Origin of the sequence: Paracoccus niistensis (genome assembly GCF_042432925.1) — a bacterium.
GTDB lineage: Bacteria > Pseudomonadota > Alphaproteobacteria > Rhodobacterales > Rhodobacteraceae > Paracoccus > Paracoccus niistensis.
Window position 1 is genome coordinate 44,331 of the sequence record NZ_JBHLWE010000038.1, and the last position, 15,975, is coordinate 60,305.

General features: G+C 70.1%; 16 protein-coding genes. 13 read left to right on the forward strand and 3 right to left on the reverse strand.

What is annotated here, in order from left to right; genetic code table 11:
* Positions 1-43: 43 nt before the first annotated feature.
* From ACFFII_RS11700 to ACFFII_RS11735, 8 genes are all read left to right on the forward strand, one after another.
* The gene (locus ACFFII_RS11700; protein WP_377699060.1) at positions 44-1,447 is read left to right on the forward strand and encodes an erythromycin esterase family protein; all 1,404 of its coding nucleotides are present in this window, start codon (positions 44-46) and stop codon (positions 1,445-1,447) included.
* A gap of 115 nt (positions 1,448-1,562) precedes the next feature.
* Positions 1,563-2,567: an SDR family oxidoreductase gene (locus tag ACFFII_RS11705; RefSeq protein ID WP_377699061.1), complete on the forward strand. Its 1,005-nt coding sequence runs from the start codon at positions 1,563-1,565 to the stop codon at positions 2,565-2,567.
* Positions 2,564-3,301, forward strand: a complete 738-nt coding sequence (locus ACFFII_RS11710; protein ID WP_377699062.1) for a DUF4336 domain-containing protein — start codon at positions 2,564-2,566, stop codon at positions 3,299-3,301. The genes ACFFII_RS11705 and ACFFII_RS11710 overlap by 4 nt, the downstream gene beginning before the upstream one ends.
* A gap of 136 nt (positions 3,302-3,437) precedes the next feature.
* Positions 3,438-4,331, forward strand: coding sequence for a siderophore ABC transporter substrate-binding protein (locus ACFFII_RS11715; RefSeq protein WP_377699063.1), 894 nt, complete (start codon positions 3,438-3,440; stop codon positions 4,329-4,331).
* Positions 4,328-5,284 (forward strand): ABC transporter permease, encoded by a 957-nt coding sequence (locus ACFFII_RS11720; protein WP_377699064.1) that lies wholly within the window; start codon positions 4,328-4,330, stop codon positions 5,282-5,284. Before ACFFII_RS11715 ends, ACFFII_RS11720 begins: the two co-directional genes overlap by 4 nt.
* Positions 5,285-5,345: 61 nt before the next feature.
* Positions 5,346-6,233 carry an iron chelate uptake ABC transporter family permease subunit gene (locus ACFFII_RS11725; protein ID WP_512700628.1) on the forward strand — a complete coding sequence of 296 codons (888 nt, stop codon included), beginning with the start codon at positions 5,346-5,348 and terminating at the stop codon, positions 6,231-6,233.
* Positions 6,230-7,051 carry an iron ABC transporter ATP-binding protein gene (locus tag ACFFII_RS11730; protein WP_377699065.1) on the forward strand — a complete coding sequence of 274 codons (822 nt, stop codon included), beginning with the start codon at positions 6,230-6,232 and terminating at the stop codon, positions 7,049-7,051. Before ACFFII_RS11725 ends, ACFFII_RS11730 begins: the two co-directional genes overlap by 4 nt.
* 8 nt (positions 7,052-7,059) lie before the next feature.
* On the forward strand, positions 7,060-7,350 hold the full coding sequence (locus ACFFII_RS11735; protein ID WP_377699066.1) for a DUF2218 domain-containing protein: 291 nt from the start codon (positions 7,060-7,062) through the stop codon (positions 7,348-7,350).
* 419 nt (positions 7,351-7,769) lie between these two features.
* Here the strand turns inward: ACFFII_RS11735 and phbB are convergent, their stop codons facing one another.
* From phbB to ACFFII_RS11750, 3 genes are all read right to left on the reverse strand, one after another.
* Positions 7,770-8,495 carry an acetoacetyl-CoA reductase gene (gene phbB, locus ACFFII_RS11740; RefSeq protein ID WP_377699279.1) on the reverse strand — a complete coding sequence of 242 codons (726 nt, stop codon included), beginning with the start codon at positions 8,493-8,495 and terminating at the stop codon, positions 7,770-7,772.
* Positions 8,496-8,597: 102 nt separating this feature from the next.
* Complete coding sequence (locus ACFFII_RS11745; RefSeq protein WP_377699067.1) at positions 8,598-9,425, reverse strand: EAL domain-containing protein; 828 nt, start codon at positions 9,423-9,425, stop codon at positions 8,598-8,600.
* An 89-nt stretch (positions 9,426-9,514) separates the two neighbouring features.
* On the reverse strand, positions 9,515-10,060 hold the full coding sequence (locus tag ACFFII_RS11750; RefSeq protein ID WP_377699068.1) for a TlpA disulfide reductase family protein: 546 nt from the start codon (positions 10,058-10,060) through the stop codon (positions 9,515-9,517).
* Positions 10,061-10,084: 24 nt separating this feature from the next.
* On the opposite strand from ACFFII_RS11750, the gene argH reads away from it, so the two are divergent.
* The 5 genes from argH to ACFFII_RS11775 all read left to right on the forward strand — a co-directional run bounded on the left by argH (position 10,085) and on the right by ACFFII_RS11775 (position 15,940).
* Positions 10,085-11,494 carry an argininosuccinate lyase gene (argH, locus tag ACFFII_RS11755; protein ID WP_377699069.1) on the forward strand — a complete coding sequence of 470 codons (1,410 nt, stop codon included), beginning with the start codon at positions 10,085-10,087 and terminating at the stop codon, positions 11,492-11,494.
* On the forward strand, positions 11,488-11,631 hold the full coding sequence (locus tag ACFFII_RS11760; RefSeq protein WP_377699070.1) for a hypothetical protein: 144 nt from the start codon (positions 11,488-11,490) through the stop codon (positions 11,629-11,631). Before argH ends, ACFFII_RS11760 begins: the two co-directional genes overlap by 7 nt.
* A 123-nt stretch (positions 11,632-11,754) precedes the next feature.
* Positions 11,755-11,946, forward strand: a complete 192-nt coding sequence (locus ACFFII_RS11765; RefSeq protein WP_139166677.1) for a hypothetical protein — start codon at positions 11,755-11,757, stop codon at positions 11,944-11,946.
* Positions 11,947-12,074: 128 nt separating this feature from the next.
* Positions 12,075-13,343 (forward strand): diaminopimelate decarboxylase, encoded by a 1,269-nt coding sequence (gene lysA, locus ACFFII_RS11770; RefSeq protein WP_377699071.1) that lies wholly within the window; start codon positions 12,075-12,077, stop codon positions 13,341-13,343.
* Entirely contained in the window at positions 13,340-15,940 is a 2,601-nt protein-coding gene (locus tag ACFFII_RS11775; protein WP_377699072.1) for a DUF4175 domain-containing protein, read from the forward strand. Before lysA ends, ACFFII_RS11775 begins: the two co-directional genes overlap by 4 nt.
* The last annotated feature ends 35 nt before the right edge of the window (positions 15,941-15,975 follow it).

Consider the following 15,975-nt stretch of genomic DNA (forward strand, 5'->3'; position numbering starts at 1 on the left):
TTGGCGGTTGGTAGGATGATGCAGCCTTGAAACGGAAAGCGCCGTGGCCGACCCCCGGATGGAACCTGACAGCATGGCGGCGCCCGCCAGGGGGCAGGGGGGTGCCGATCCCCAGGGCATGGCAGGACCGCACAAAGGGGCTGCCGAGACCCCCGCAGGCCCCGCCGCCCTGATTGCCGGTCTTGCCGAACCCTTCGACGATATCGATGACGATCTTGCCGCGCTCTTCGACCGCTTCGCCGATCGCCGCATCATCCTTCTGGGCGAGGCGAGTCACGGCACGGCCGAGTTCTACCGTGCCCGCGCGGCGATCACCCGGCGGCTGGTCAGCCGTCACGGCTTCGGGATCATCGCCTGCGAGGCCGACTGGCCCGACATGGCCGTGCTGGACCGCCGGGTGCGCGACCGTCCCGGACCTGCATCCTCCGAGCCGTTCCAGCGCTTTCCCCGCTGGATGTGGCGGAACACCGAGTTCGCCGCGCTGGTGGACTGGCTGCGGAACGAGAACGCGGGCCGCGCGCCGGAAGACCGCGCGGGGCTCTACGGGCTCGACCTTTACAGTCTCGGCGCCTCGATCGAGGCGGTGCTGGGCTATCTGGACCACCATGACCCGGAAGCGGCCGGGATCGCGCGGCGGCGCTATGGCTGCCTGACACCCTGGGCCGAGGAGCCCGAGCATTACGGCAGCGCGGTGCTGCGCCGCCGTTATGGCAGTTGCGAGGAGGCCGTGGTCGCCCAATGCCGCGAGATCCTGCAGCGCGGGATCGAGGGCGACCCCGAGGGCTATCTGGACGCGGCGCAGAACGCCCGGCTCGTCAGCGCGGCGGAACGCTATTACCGCGCCATGTACCAGGGGGGCGCCGCCTCGTGGAACCTGCGCGACCGGCACATGTTCGAGACGCTGGAACAGATCCTGAAGGCGCGCGGGCCTCGGGCGCGGGCTGTCGTCTGGGCGCACAATTCGCATATCGGGGACGCGCGGGCCACGGCGATGGGACGCGGCATGGGCGAGCTGAACCTGGGCCAGCTCTGCCGCGAGCGCTTCGGGAAGGACGCCGCGCTGATCGGCTTCGGCACCGCCACCGGCACCGTCGCCGCGGCCGACGACTGGGGCGACGAGATGGAAGTGATGAAGGTCCGCCCGCCGCTGCCCGGCAGCTGGGAGGCGCTGTGCCACGCGGCCGGCATCCCGCGCTTCCTGGCCGATTTCGGCGGCGCGCCCGAGCGCCTTCCCGGCAGCCTGCTCGAACGCTTCATCGGCGTGATCTACCGCCCCGGAACCGAGCGCCAGAGCCATTACATGGAGGCCGATCTGCCGCGCCAGTTCGACGCCTGGGTCTGGTTCGACCGCAGCACGGCACTGACGCCCACGCCTCACGGCGGCGACGCCGACCCTGCCGCGCAGGCCGACCCCGGAGATGCGGAGATGTTTCCCTCGGGCCTGTGACAAGGCCGCAGACGCGGCAAAGATGGATGCGCGGTGGAACGCAGGGGCGGTGGAACGGTTGAGCCTCGTGCAGCCGCCTGCCGCAACCGGCGGGAGCCGCCCCGAGGAGCCGCCCATGCCCGACAGCGCAGCCGCATCGCAACCCCGCAGCGTCGTGATCACCGGGGCCTCCAGCGGGATCGGCCAGGCGACGGCCGTGGCCTTCGCGCGGGACGGCGCGCGGCTGGTCATCGCCGCGCGCGACGCCGCCGCGCTGGAGGAGGTCGCCGACCGCTGCCGTCAGCTTGGCGCCGAAGCCCTTGTCGTGCCCACCGACGTGACGCAGGCCGACGAGGTCGCCGAGCTTGCCCGCCGCGCCCTCGATTTCGCGGGCGGCATCGACGTCTGGGTCAGCAACGTCGGCGTGGGCGCGGTCGGCGCCTTCCACGAGGTGCCGCTGGACGCGCATGAGCAGATCATCCGCGCCAACCTGATCGGCCACATGAACGACGCCCATGCGGCGATCCCGATCTTCCTGCGGCAGGGCCACGGGACCTTCGTGAACATGATCTCGCTGGGAGGCTTCGCCGCCGCGCCCTTCGCCGCCGCCTACAGTGCCAGCAAGTTCGGCCTGCGGGGATTCGCCGAGGCGCTGCGGGGCGAGTTGGCGCCCCATCCGCATATCCATGTCTGCGATGTCTACCCGGCCTTCGTGGATGCGCCCGGCATCGCGCATGGCGCCAACTACACGGGGCGCGAACTATCCGCACCGCCGCCGCTGATAAACCCGCGCCGGGTGGCCCGGGTGATCCTGGGCCTTGCCGACCGTCCCCGGCCCACGACGATGATCGGGATGCCGACCGCGCTGGTGCGGCTGGGCCACGCGATCTCGCCCGAGGCGAGCACGCGGCTGATGGCGCGCTTCATGCGGTCCTACCTTTCCGACGCGCCGCCTGCGCCGCGCACCAGCGGCAACCTGTTCGCGCCCCCGGCCGATCCGGGCGGCATCGACGGCGGGTTCAGGTCGCCCGGCCAGCGCGCGGGCGCCGTGGCGGCGCTGGCCGGGCTTGCCCTTGCCGGGGGACTCGCGCTGGCGCTCAGCCGCCCGGGCCGCCGGTCGCGCAGGAGGAACCGGCGATGACCGAGGCGACCTATCCGCCGCTCGACATACCCAAGCCCGTGGCGCAGGACCTGTGGATCGTGGACAGCGGCCCGATGCGGGCGATGGGCGTGATCCCCATCCCCGTCCGCATGACCGTTGTCCGGCTGGAGAACGGAGACCTCCTGCTGCATTCCCCGACGCGTCATGTGCCGCAGTTGCAGGCCGCGCTGGAAAGCCTCGGCCCGATCCGGCACCTGGTCGCGCCCAACATCGTTCACTGGACCTTTCTCAAGGAATGGCAGCGCCAGCTTCCCGGAGCCCTCACCTGGGCCGCGCCGGGCCTGCGGCAGCGGGGAACGATCAGGCGCTCGGGCGTGCGCCTCGACCGTGATCTGCACGAAGGCCCGCTGCCCGACTGGCCCGAGGGACTCGACCGCATCATCGTGCCCGGCGGCGGCGGTTTCCGCGAGGTCGCGCTGTTCCACCGCCCCAGCCGGACACTGATCCTCGTGGACCTCGTGCTGAACTTCGAACCCGGAAAGCTGCCGTTTCCCCTGCGGCCCTTCGCGCGGGCGATGGGCATCACCGCCCCGGACGGCAAGGCCCCCGCCTATCTGCGCGCGGTCGTCAGGATGGGCGGAGGCCGGGCGCGCGAAGCCGGGCGCGGGCTGCTGGCCACGAACCCCGAGCGGGTGATCTTCGCGCACGGCAAGTGGTTCGACCGCGACGCAGGGGTCCGGCTGGAACGCTCGCTGCGCTGGCTGACCCGCTAAGGCTGGGCGTTTCATTGCCGCTCAACAGTCGTTGATAAAATTAGTCGGCATTATTGACACCGGCGTCCTTGCTTCATAATCCGCAGCAGGCGCGACGGCAGACGCCACGCGCCCCTGCCCAGGAAAGGACGCGTTCATGCGCATGATCTTGTCGGCCGCCATTGCGGCGCTGATGGCCTCTGCCGCTTCTGCCGAAGTCACGGTCGAAACCGCCCAAGGGCCCGTGGCCCTGCCCGGCACGCCCGAAAAGGTGGCGGCGCTCGATCTCGGCGTGGCCGACTCGATGATGGCGCTGGGCGTGACGCCTGCGGCGGTGCCCGATAAGCTTTACCTCGATCACCTGCAGCCCTTGGCGCAGACTGCGGCCCCTGCCGGCACCCTGCAGGAGCCGGACCTGGAAAAGCTCGCCGCGCTGAACCCCGACCTGATCGTGGTCGCCAACCGCTCGGCCGTGAAGAAGGACGCGGTGGCGCAGGTTGCCCCCGCCATCGACATGACCGTGGACGGCGCCGACCTGATCGCCGATGCCAAGGCCCGGCTGACGGGCTTGGCCGCACTGTTCGACAAGCAGGCCGAGGGCGAGGCGCTGACCGCGGCGCTGGACGGCAAGCTCGCCGCGCTGGCCGAGGCCGGCAAGGACAAGGGCAGCGCGCTGGTGGTGCTGACCAATGGGCCGAAGATGTCGGCCTATGGCAAGGGCTCGCGCTTCGGCTGGATCTACGAGGTCACCGGTCTGCCGCAGGTGGACGCAACGCTGAAGTCAGAAGCCAATCACGGTGATGCCATCAGCCATGAATTCATCGCGCAGGCGAACCCCGACTGGCTGTTCGTTCTGGACCGCGGCGCGGCCATCGGCGCGGATGAGCCCTCGGCCCAGGCCACGCTGGACAACGAACTGCTGCACCGAACCAATGCGTGGAAGAACGGGCACGTGGTCTATCTGCCGGCCGACAACGTTTATCTCGCGCCCGGCGGCTATACCGCGTTGACCGAGACGCTGGACGCGCTGACGGCGGCCCTGTCGGAATGACCGCCCGCCCGCTCGCCGCGGGGCTCGTCCTGGCGCTGCTGGTGCTGGCGAGCCTCGGCCTCGGGGCCGCGCAGATCGGCCCGGGTGCTGCGGCGGGCGAGGGCTGGACGACGCTGGTGCTGATGGAATCGCGCCTGCCGCGCACGCTGGCGGTGCTGCTGACCGGCGCGGCGCTGGCGGTGGCGGGCGTCGTGATCCAGAGCCTCGTGCGGAACCGCTTCGTCGGCCCCGACACGGCGGGCACGGGCGAAAGCGCAGCGCTGGGCCTGCTGGCGATCACGCTTCTGGCGCCGGGCGCGCCCATCTGGGTCAAGATGGTGGTGGCGAGCCTGTCGGCCATGGCGGGCACGGCGCTGTTCCTGCAGATCGTCCGCCGCCTGCCGGTGCGCGAGGTGATGCTGGTTCCCATCGCGGGGCTCGTCCTGTCGGGCATCATCGGCGCCGTCGTGACCTGGATCGCCTGGGAGGCGGACCTGCTGCAATTCGTGGGCACCTGGCTGATGTCGGGCGAGTTCTCGGGCGTCATCGCCGGCCGCTATGAATTGCTCTGGGTCGCAGGCGCGGCAGCGGGGCTGGCCTGGTTCGCGGCCGACCGCTTCGCCATCCTGTCGCTGGGCGACCAGGTCGCGACGGGGCTGGGGCTGTCCACGCGGGGGGTGATGCGGCTGGGGATGGTGGTGGTCTCGGTCGTCTCGGCCATGGTGGTGACGACCGTGGGCATGATCCCCTTTGTCGGGCTGGTGGTGCCGAACATCGTCGCGCGGGTCATGGGCGACAACCTGCGCGCCTCGATCCCCGTGGTGGCGGCAGGGGGCGCAGGCCTTCTGCTAGCCTGCGACCTGGTGGGAAGGATCGTCCGCCATCCCTATGAAATCCCGGTCGGCACGATCCTGGGCGTAGTGGGCTCGGTCATCTTCCTGTGGCTTCTCTACCGGCCGGCTGTCCGTGGATAGGGCCGCGGCCACTTTGATCGCCGCGCTGCTGGCGCTGCTGGCAACCGCGTCCCTGGTCTGGATGTTCCAGGGGATCGGCGGCGGCAACCGCGCCTTCATCCTGCAGCTGCGCGGCACCAAGCTGGCCGGGCTGGTGGTCGTCGGCGCGGCCACCGGGATCGCCACGGTGCTGTTCCAGACGGTCGCCGCGAACCGGGTGCTGACGCCCTCGATCATGGGCTTCGACGCGCTTTATGTGCTGCTGCAGACGGCCATGGTCGCCGCCCTGGGCGTCGCGGGCTTTGCCGCGCTGCCGGCGGGGGCGAAGTTCCTGGCCGAGGTCGCGGCGATGTCGCTGCTGGCGGCGGCGCTGTTCGGCACGCTTCTGGGCCGGGGCGCGCGGGACATCCCGCGCACGATCCTGACGGGCGTGATCCTGGGGGTGATGTTCCGCTCACTGTCCAGCTTTCTGGCCCGTGTCATGGACCCCAATGCCTTCGCCACCGTGCAGGCGGCGAGCTTCGCAAGCTTCGGCAGCCTCGATGCGGTGCTTCTGCCCGTCGCGGGCGCAATCGCCGGGCTTTGCGTCGCGGCGGCGCTGTGGCTCGCGCCGCGTCTCGACGTGCTGGCACTGGGGCGCGAGCCCGCGATCTCGCTGGGGCTGCGCTTCGACCGGCTGGTGCTGGTGGTGCTGGGGCTGGTGGGGACGCTGGTCGCCGTCTCGACCGCACTGGTGGGGCCGGTGGCATTCTTCGGCCTGCTGGTCGCGGGGCTCGCGCATGGGCTGGCGCCGTCTGCCCGCCACGCGGTGCTGCTGCCCGCCGCCGCCTTGATCGGCGCGGCAATCCTTGTGACCGGCCAGACGCTGTTCGAGCGCCTGATGGGGCAGGCCGCGACCCTGTCGGTCGTGGTCGAGTTCGCGGGCGGGTTGTTCTTCCTGTTCCTCCTTCTGAAAGGACGTGTCCGATGATCCGCATCGAAGGCGTGAGCCATCGCATCGGCGCCGCGCCGATCCTGCACGACATCGACCTGACCCTGCCGCGCGGCAAGCTGATCGCGCTGATCGGGCCGAATGGCGCGGGCAAGTCCACGCTGCTGCGGCTTGTCGCCCGGCTGGAGCCCCTGCAGGCGGGCCGCATCGAGATCGACGGGCTGGACCTTGCGACCACGCCGACCGAGCGGCTGGCCCTGACCATGGCCGTCATGGGCCAGCAGACCCATGTCGCCAGTCGGTTGCGGGTGGCGGAACTGGTGGGATTCGGCCGCTGGCCCCATCACCACGGCCGCCCCAGAGCCGCCGACCGTGCGGCTGTCGAGGCGGCGCTCGAAGCCTTCGGGCTGGCGCCGCTGCGCAACCGCTTCCTGGACGAGATCTCGGGCGGGCAGGCGCAGCGTGCGCATCTGGCGATGACCTTCGCGCAGGGCACCGACTGGCTGCTGCTGGATGAGCCGCTGAACAATCTCGACATGGCCCATTCCCGCGCGCTGATGGCGCGGCTGGCGGACCTGGTGCGCGGCAGCGGTCGCAGCGTCGTGACGGTCGTGCACGAGGTCAACTATGCCGCTGCCTGGGCCGACCATGTGGTCGCCATGAAGGGCGGCCGGGTCGTGGCCGAGGGCCCGCCCGAGACGGTCCTGACCGAGCCGGTTCTGTCCGCCCTGTATGACACCCCTGTCGAGGTCATGCGCCACGACGACCGCCCGCTGGTCCTGCATCATCACTGGCACGACCAGCTTGGCACGCCGCTTCCGGTCCGGACCGACACCGACCGACCCACCCTGCATTGAGGACCGCCATGATCTCGACCGCCCGCTATCCCACCCCGAACGCCTCGAAATACGTTCAGCAGCTCGCCAAGCACTTCGCTCACAAGATCGAGGTCCGCGCGGAGGCGGACTCCGCGGCCTTCGAGATGGAGGCTGGCAGCGTCCGGCTTCGCGCCGAGGATGGCGCCTTCGTTGCCCGGGTGGAGGCCGAGGACGCCAAGGGCATCATCAATCTGCGCTATGTCATCGACAAGCACCTGGTGATCTTCGCCTTCCGCGACGGCTTCACCGGGCTGGAATGGCGCATGACAGGCGACTGAGGCACTGCCGCCACCGCTGGCGATTATGCCCGCGCCGACGAAAAGGCGCTGCCGCCCGTTGGCGCTTGAGCCATAGGCGGGGCAGAGGGGGAATCACCCTGCGCAGCTCGGGCGCGCCGGCCATGAGCCAGCCGATCGCTAAGGGTCAGGGACGGGATCAGCCGACGGCGGGAATGCGGCCTGCTTGGCCGTGACTGCAATACTTCCTGTATCCGCAGCCCCAACTGGTGCGACTCCGGCCTGCACAGGGTCAACTCGGCGCACAGACACAAGTATTGTCTTGCGGCAATTGCATCTGAGCCAGGCGCTTCCATCCGCCAAGGCGCAACGGTGCCGGATATGTTCGCAGCACATGTCCCTGTGGCGACACTTGGTTCTGGACCGACAGCGGGGCCGGTCCAGGGATAAGCGGTTTCGCGTCAGGCGAAGAACTGGGCCCCGTTCGCGCTGATCGTCGAACCCGAGATGAAGCCGGCATCGTCGGAGGCAAGGAAGACGACGCAGCGGGCGATTTCCTCGGGCTCGCCCAGGCGGCCGACCGGAATCTGCGGGATGATGCGCTCGTTCAGCACCTTTTCGTCGATGGCGCGCACCATCTCGGTCCCGATATAACCGGGCGCGATCGCGTTGACGGTGATGCCGGCGCGTGCGCCTTCCTGCGCCAGCGCGCGGGTGAAGCCGATGTCGCCCGCCTTGGCCGCCGAATAGTTGGCCTGACCCGCCTGGCCCTTCTGCCCGTTCACCGAACTGATGTTGATGATGCGGCCGAACTTGCGGTCGCGCATCCCGTTCCAGACGCCATGTGTCATGTTGAACAGGCCGGTCAGGTTGGTGTCGATGACCTCTTTCCACTGCTGGGGAGTCATCTTGTGGAACATCGCGTCCCGGGTAATCCCGGCGTTGTTCACCAGAACATCCACGGGGCCGACCTCGGCCTCGACGCGGGCGATGCCTTCGGCGCAGGCGTCATAATCGGCGACTGACCACTTGAACGTGCGGATGCCGGTTTCCTGGGTAAAGGCCTTTGCGGCATCGTCATTGCCTGCATAATTGGCCGCGACTTCATAGCCTGCGTCTTTCAGAGCCCTTGAAATCGCCGCACCGATTCCACGCGAACCGCCGGTCACCAAAGCAACTCTCGCCATCATCCCCTCCAACTTGGCGTGAAATCGTCTTTCTTCTAAGGGGTAGGGGGAGAAAGAATGTTGCGCAAGAGGCCGTTTACACTTTCGGCTCGTGCCCTGTCCTCAGCGCCGGGCGGCGGCATTCGGTGCCTGCCACGGCGGAGAGATCGTGGGCGCGCCGAAATAGAAGCCCTGCAGGCAATCAATCCCCAATTGGATCAGGAAGGCGGCGTCATTGGCGGTTTCCACATGCTCGGCAACCGTGAACATGTCGAAATGGCTGGCAATGGACATCAGCGCGCGGGTGAGCACCTGGTTGTCGGGATGCTCGGCGATCTCGCGGATGAACTGCCCGTCGATCTTGATGAGGTCGAACGAGAAGTCCCGCAGGTAGCGGAACGAGGTGTAGCCCGCACCGAAGTCGTCCAGCGCGAAGCTGACGCCCGCCTGCTGCAATTCGCGCATGAACTGGCGGACCTGCTCGGGCAGCCCCATGGCCGAGCTTTCGGTGATTTCCAGGATCAGCCGCTCGGCCACCGTCTTGTCCTCGGCCACCCCGCGGCGCAGCGTCCGCAGCCAGTCGGGATAGCCAATGGAACGGGCCGACATGTTGATCGACAGCCGCAGCCCCGGTTCCTCGGCCAGCGCCCGCAGCCCCAGCGCCAGCGCAAGGCAGTCGATCTGCCGCCCCAGTTCGCCCAGCTCCGCCACGGGCATGAAGTCGCGCAAGGGAATGATCCGGCCGGTTTCGTCGATGATGCGGATCAGCCCTTCGTGGAAGGCGGGGCGGTCGGTGCGGCTGGCCTGGACGATGGGCTGAAAGGCCAGCACGCCGTCGCCCCGTTCGACCGCGCGGCGCACGGTCGCCATCGTCAGCCGCGTCTGGTGGTCGACCGCGAAATCCAGCGGAGAGCCTTGCCCGGCGGGCGCCTGTCCATCTTCGAATCGCATCGCTGCCCCCTTGTCCTGAACGAGACTCTGGCAAGGATCGGCAAAGAAACCGTAAATGCCAGACGTGATCTGGGAAGAGGATTAACGGGTCATTCCGCCAGCATCTGGTCCACCAGCGCCAGCGCCGCCGGAGAGGACCAGTCGGCGTCCCCGGTCATCCGCGCGACCTCGCGCCCTTCGGCGTCGATCAGGATCGTGACCGGCATCGCCATGACCCCGAAGGCGCGCGCCAGCGCCATCTGCGGGTCGGTCAGCCTGGGCAGGTCCGTCACGCCCGATTCCTGAAAGAAGCGGTTGATCGCGGCCTCGGTGTTGCGGCCCGAGGCGACGGTCAGGACCTCGAACCCCTCGCCGCCCCTGGCCTTCTGCAGGGCGTCGAGCGAAGGCATCTCCTCGCGGCAGGGGGCGCACCAGGTCGCCCAGAAGTTCAGCAGGACGACCTTGCCCTTCCAGTCGGCCAGCCGGTGCGTGCCGCCGTCCAGATCGGTGAACTCGACCTCGGGCACCGGCGCCGCCTCGGACTCGATCAGCTTCGGCAGGCCTGCGTCGCGGGCGGCCTGCCAGTCCACCGGCCCCGCCACGGCTGCGTTTGCAGCAAAAGCCAGCGACGTATAAAGGGCGAGGGAACGCAACATGTGACCTCCGACAGGACCGATCCGATGACCGACACGCCCGAAAAACCCACGGCCAACACCATGTGGGGCGGGCGCTTCGCCGCGGGTCCCGACGCGATCATGGAGGCGATCAACGCCTCGATCGGCTTCGACCGGCGGCTTTACGCCCAGGACATCCGGGGCAGCCGGGCCCATGCGGCGATGCTGGCCGCGCAGGGCATCATCAGCCCTAGCGATGCGGACGCGATCCGGGAAGGGCTGCTCACCGTCTTGTCAGAGATCGAGGGCGGGCGCTTCCAGTTCCAGACGGCACTGGAAGACATCCACATGAACGTGGAAGCGCGGCTGAAGGAACTGATCGGAGAACCGGCGGGCCGGCTGCACACGGCGCGGTCCAGGAACGACCAGGTGGCGACCGACTTCCGCCTGTGGGTGCGCGACCAGTGCGACGCGGCGTTGGATAGCCTGCGGACCTTGATCCGAGTGCTGGTCGATCAGGCGGATAAGGGCGCGGACTGGGTGATGCCGGGTTTCACCCACCTGCAGACCGCACAGCCGGTCACCTGGGGCCATCACATGATGGCCTATGTCGAGATGCTGGGCCGCGACATCGGCCGCTTCACCGACGCCCGCGCCCGGATGAACGAATCGCCACTGGGCTCGGCCGCGCTGGCAGGCACGGGCTTCCCCATCGACCGCCATGCGACGGCCGAGGCGCTGGGCTTCGACCGGCCCACGGCGAACAGCCTCGACGCCGTCAGCGACCGCGACTTCGCGCTGGAGTTCCTGTCGGCCGCCGCGATCTGCGCCACCCACCTGTCGCGGCTCGCCGAGGAGCTGGTGATCTGGTCCTCGGCCCAGTTCCGCTTCGTGGCCATGTCCGACCGCTGGTCCACGGGGTCCAGCATCATGCCGCAGAAGCGCAACCCCGACGCGGCCGAACTGATCCGCGCCAAGATCGGCCGCATCCTGGGCGCGGCGGTGGCGCTCTTCACGGTGATGAAGGGCCTGCCGCTCGCCTATTCCAAGGACATGCAGGAGGACAAGGAGCAAGTCTTCGACGCCGCCGACACGCTGATGCTGGCGCTGGCCGCGATGACCGGCATGATGTCCGACCTGACCGTGAACCGCGAGCGGCTGGAGGCGGCGGCCTCCTCGGGCTTCTCGACCGCGACCGACCTTGCCGACTGGCTGGTGCGCGAGGCCGGGCTGCCCTTCCGCGACGCCCATCACGCGACCGGCGCGCTGGTCGCCCGCGCCGAGGCGCGCGGCGTGGACCTGCCCGAACTGACACTGGAGGAGATGCAGGCGGTCAACCCGGCGATAACATCTGCCGTGTTCGACGTTTTGGGCGTTCACAACTCGGTCGCCTCGCGGCAATCATACGGGGGAACCGCGCCCGATCAGGTGCGTTCGCAGGTCGCCCGCTGGCGCAAGGCGATGGAGGAATGGTGAGACGACTGGCCTTCGCCCTGGCCGTGGCCCTGTCGGGCTGCGGCGTGGACGGCCCGCCCGAGGTGCCGCGCGTGGCGGACGAGCCGGGCGTGACCGTCACGGGCGATGCCCGCATGGGCGTGGTCTTCACGCCCTGACCGCGCGGCCGGGCAGGGGAGGACCCTTGCCCGCCGCACCCGCCGCGACACGCCGGAACGGCGGCGCGGATCCAGGCAGAAGCGGGCAGAAGACCCGCCCATCACGAGCAGACGAGGCACAAGATGATTGGACGTTTCACTTTGATCGCCGTGGCTCTGGCGGCGCTGTCCGCCTGTGGCGGGGGCGCATCGGGCACGGTCAGCGATTCGGAACAGGTGCTGATCCAGAAGGGCACCTATGTCTATGACCCGAACAAGCGTCACGCCCCGGTATCGCTGTCGGGCGCGGACCTGGTCGGGCTCGAACCCCGCTGATCCAGCCGCATCCGTCCGCACGATTGCGTGCGATCGCCTGACCTGAGGCAAGGGGCGCCGCGGCGCCCTTTGCAAAGCCGCCGGCGCTGGCGCAATATCGTCGCCTGACTGGCGCGATACGGAACGGCATGGATCACTTCAACTACAAGGACGGCGCGCTTCACGCCGAGGACGTCGCGCTGGCCGAGATCGCGCGGGCGGTCGGCACTCCGGTTTATGTCTATTCGACCGCGACGCTCACGCGGCATTTCAACCTGTTCCGGCAGGCCCTAGACTGGACGGACCACTTGGTCTGCTTTGCCGTCAAGGCGAACTCGAACCTTGCCGTGCTGAAGCTGCTGGGTGACCTGGGCGCGGGCATGGATGTCGTCTCGGGCGGCGAATATGCACGCGCCCGTGCGGCGGGCGTGCCGGGCGAGCGGATCGTCTTTTCCGGCGTCGGCAAGACACGCGAGGAAATGGCGCAGGCCATCTGCGGCGGCATCCGCCAGTTCAACGTGGAAAGCGAGCCCGAACTGGCTGCGCTGTCGCAGGTCGCACAGTCCGTGGGCGCGACGGTGCCCATCGCCGTGCGGGTGAATCCGGACGTGGATGCGAAGACCCACGCCAAGATCGCCACCGGCAAGTCGGAAAACAAGTTCGGCATCCCCATCGCGCGGGCGCGCGAGGTTTATGCCCATGCGGCCGCCCTGCCGGGGCTGCAGGTCGTCGGCATCGACATGCATATCGGCAGCCAGCTGACCGACCTCGAGCCCTTCCGTCAGGCCTATACCCGCATGGCCGACCTGTGCCTGGCGCTGCGGGCGGACGGGCACCCGATCATGCGGCTGGACTTGGGCGGCGGCCTCGGCATCCCCTATCGCCGCGACAACGCCGCACCGCCCCTGCCCATCGAATACGGGCAGGTCGTGCGCGAGACGGTGGGCCACCTCGGCTGCGAGATCGAGATCGAGCCGGGGCGCAACATCGCCGGCAACGCGGGGGTGCTGCTCGCCTCGGTCATCTGGACGAAGCAGGGCGAGGGGCGCGACTTCCTGATCGTGGACGCCGCCATGAACGACCTGATCCGCCCGGCCATGTATGACGCGCATCACGACATCCTGCCGGTGCGGGAACGCGCGCCGGGGACCGAGCCCGCGCCCGTGGACGTGGTGGGCCCGGTCTGCGAGACGGGCGACACCTTCGCCCGCGGCGTGCCGCTGCCGCGGCTGGAGGACGGCGAACTGGTCGCCTTCCGCTCGGCCGGCGCCTATGGCGCGGTGATGGCGTCCGAATACAACTCGCGCCCGCTGGTGCCCGAAGTGCTGGTCGCGGGCGAGCGCTTCGACGTCATCCGCCCGCGTCCCACGGTCGAGGAGATGCTGGCCCGCGACCGCATCCCGGACTGGCTGACATGACGCGCCCTTCCCGCCAGCCCCAAGGCCTGCCCCCCGCCGCCCGGCGTGCGGTCGGCCTGACGCTGGCGGGGATGTGGTGGGAACGGCTGGCCCGCGCCTTCTGGGTGCCGGTCACGCTGGCGATGCTGGCCGCGGCCGCGCTGGCCCTGGGGCTGGTCGCGGCGCTGCCGCCCGCGCTGCTGGTCTGGGGGACGCTGGCCTGGGCGCTGGCCTTCCTGGCCTCGGCCCTTGCGGGATGGCGGCGGTTCCGCCGCCCTTCTGGGGACGAGGCGCTGGTCCGTGTCGATGCCCGGTTGCGCGGGCGGCCGCTGTCGGCCTTGGGCGACCGCATGGCGCTGGGCGGACCCGAGGCCGAGGGCCTGTGGCGCGCCCATGTCGAAGCCGCCCGCCGCGCCGCCGCAGGGGCACGGCCCGTCGGCCCCCGTGCCGGCCTTGCCATCCGCGACCCATTCGCCCTGCGCCTGGTGGGCCTGACAGCGCTGGCGATGGCGCTGTTGTTCGGCGGTGCGGGACCGGTGGGGCAGGGCTTGGGCGCGCTGGCGGCCAGTTGGGCGCCTGCCCCCCGCGCGCCGGACGAGCCCGTGACGACCGGCCCCGCCTGGGAGGGCTGGGCCGGGCCGCCGCGCCACACTCGCCGTCCGACGATCTATCTCAACGCGCTGAGGGGGGACGCGCTGACGGTTCCCGAGGGCACGGTGCTGAGCTTCCGCCTGTATGGCGAGGGGCTGGAGGTTGCGCAGGATGTCGGCCCGGCACTCGAAAGCCCCACGGACGCTCCGCAGTTCGCCGCGCAGAACAGCGGCCTTGTCGAGGTGGGCGGCCGCAGTTTCGCGCTGACCGTGAACCCCGACGACGCGCCCACGGTGCAGTTGGCCGTACTGGCCGAGCGCCGCGCTGACGGACGCATGGCACAGGGCTTCTCGGCCGAAGACGATCACGGGGTCGAAAGCGGCAATGCCACGATCCGGCTGGACCTGCCCGCGATCGACCGCCGCTTCGGCCTGACGCCCGAGCCCGAGCCGCGCGAGGCGCTGGTGCTGGACCTGCCCCTGCCTGCCGCGGGCCAGCGGCGGCAGGTCGCGGGGACACTGGCAGCCGACCTCGCTCGCCACCCCTGGGCGAACCTGCCCGTGCGCATCACCCTGTCGGTGCAGGACGGCATCGGTCAGGGGGCCGAGACGCAGCCCGCCGCGATGATCCTGCCCGGCCGGCGCTTCTTCGACCCCCTCGCCGCCGGTCTGGTCGAGATGCGCCGCGACCTGCTGTGGTCGCGCGAGAACGCCGACCGCTCGGCCCGGCTGCTGCGCGCTATGGTCTGGCAGCCCGACCGTGCGATCCCGCCCGAGGCCGGGGCCGCCATCACCGATGCCGTCCGGACGCTTGAATCCGGACCCTTGTCACCCGAGGCGCGCGACCGGCTGGCCGATGCCCTGTGGGACGCCGCCGTGCAGATCGAGGACGGGGGGCTGGGAGATGCGCTGGAACGGATGCGTCAGGCGCAGGAACGGCTGTCCGAGGCAATCCGTAACGGCGCCAGCCGCGACGAGATCCAGAAGCTGATGGACGAGCTCAAGGCCGCGACCGACGACTACACCTGGATGCTGGCCGAGCGGGGCGAGGACCCGGCCGCCCGCTTCGACCGGTCCGAGCAGCAGGGACAGCAGGTCACCGGCGACCAGATCCAGGCGATGATGGACGAGATCCAGCGCCTGATGAACGAGGGCCGCATGGCCGAGGCCCAGGAACTGCTGGAGCAGTTCAACCGCATGATGGAGAACCTCCAGGTGCGCGAGGGCGGCCAGGGCGGCGAGGGCTCGCGTCAGATGGAGCGGCTGGAGGATACCCTGCGCGAGCAGCAGCGGCTGGCGGACGAGGCCATGCGCGAGGCCCAGCGCGACCCCTTCGGCCAGCAGGGCCAGCAGCCCGGCCAGGGGGAACAGCCCGGCGAGGGCCAGCAGCCGGGCGAAGGGCAGCAGCCGGGACAGCAGGGCTCCCGGTCGAACCAGGGCGGCGGCGGGCAGGGAGGTCAGGGCGGCGGCGGGCAGGGCGGCGCGCCGGGCGAGGGCTCGCTTGCCGACCGTCAGCAGGCGCTGCGCGAGGAACTGGACCGCCAACAGGGCCTTTTGCCCGGTCAGGGCACGCCTGAAGGCGATGCGGCGCGCCAGCGTCTGGGCGAGGCGGGCCGCGCCATGGAGGAGGCCGAGCGCGCGCTGCGCCGGGGCGATCCGGCGGGCGCGATGCAGGGCCAGGCCGACGCCATCGAGGCGCTGCGCGAGGGAATGCGGGCGCTGGGCGATCTTGCCCGTTCGCAGCAGGGCCAGCAGGGGCAGGGCCAGGGCGAGCAGCCCGGCCAGCAGGGCCAGTCGCAGGCGGATGGCGGAGAAGGGACCAGCGACGGACGCACGACGCTCGATCCCCTGGGCCGCCAGAGCAGCGGGCAGGGCGGGAATGTCACCACGGGCGAGCCGCTGGCCGAGGGCGAGGCCCGCCAGAACCGCGCCCGCGAGCTGCAGGACGAGATCCGCCGCCGCAGCGGTGAACCCGAGCGCCCCCGCGCCGAGCGCGACTATCTGGGACGGCTGCTGGACCGGTTCTGAGAACGCGGGGCAGAGGGTCAGCCGACGTCGGAACC

Coding starts and splice junctions, on each gene's coding strand:
- ACFFII_RS11705 (WP_377699061.1), top strand. CDS start 1,563: ATGCCCGACAGCGCAGCCGCATCGCAACCCCGCAGCGTCGTGATCACC.
- ACFFII_RS11710 (WP_377699062.1), top strand. CDS start 2,564: ATGACCGAGGCGACCTATCCGCCGCTCGACATACCCAAGCCCGTGGCG.
- ACFFII_RS11715 (WP_377699063.1), top strand. CDS start 3,438: ATGCGCATGATCTTGTCGGCCGCCATTGCGGCGCTGATGGCCTCTGCC.
- ACFFII_RS11720 (WP_377699064.1), top strand. CDS start 4,328: ATGACCGCCCGCCCGCTCGCCGCGGGGCTCGTCCTGGCGCTGCTGGTG.
- ACFFII_RS11725 (WP_512700628.1), top strand. CDS start 5,346: ATGTTCCAGGGGATCGGCGGCGGCAACCGCGCCTTCATCCTGCAGCTG.
- ACFFII_RS11730 (WP_377699065.1), top strand. CDS start 6,230: ATGATCCGCATCGAAGGCGTGAGCCATCGCATCGGCGCCGCGCCGATC.
- ACFFII_RS11735 (WP_377699066.1), top strand. CDS start 7,060: ATGATCTCGACCGCCCGCTATCCCACCCCGAACGCCTCGAAATACGTT.
- phbB (WP_377699279.1), bottom strand. CDS start 8,495: ATGGCGAGAGTTGCTTTGGTGACCGGCGGTTCGCGTGGAATCGGTGCG.
- ACFFII_RS11745 (WP_377699067.1), bottom strand. CDS start 9,425: ATGCGATTCGAAGATGGACAGGCGCCCGCCGGGCAAGGCTCTCCGCTG.
- ACFFII_RS11750 (WP_377699068.1), bottom strand. CDS start 10,060: ATGTTGCGTTCCCTCGCCCTTTATACGTCGCTGGCTTTTGCTGCAAAC.
- argH (WP_377699069.1), top strand. CDS start 10,085: ATGACCGACACGCCCGAAAAACCCACGGCCAACACCATGTGGGGCGGG.
- ACFFII_RS11760 (WP_377699070.1), top strand. CDS start 11,488: ATGGTGAGACGACTGGCCTTCGCCCTGGCCGTGGCCCTGTCGGGCTGC.
- ACFFII_RS11765 (WP_139166677.1), top strand. CDS start 11,755: ATGATTGGACGTTTCACTTTGATCGCCGTGGCTCTGGCGGCGCTGTCC.
- lysA (WP_377699071.1), top strand. CDS start 12,075: ATGGATCACTTCAACTACAAGGACGGCGCGCTTCACGCCGAGGACGTC.
- ACFFII_RS11775 (WP_377699072.1), top strand. CDS start 13,340: ATGACGCGCCCTTCCCGCCAGCCCCAAGGCCTGCCCCCCGCCGCCCGG.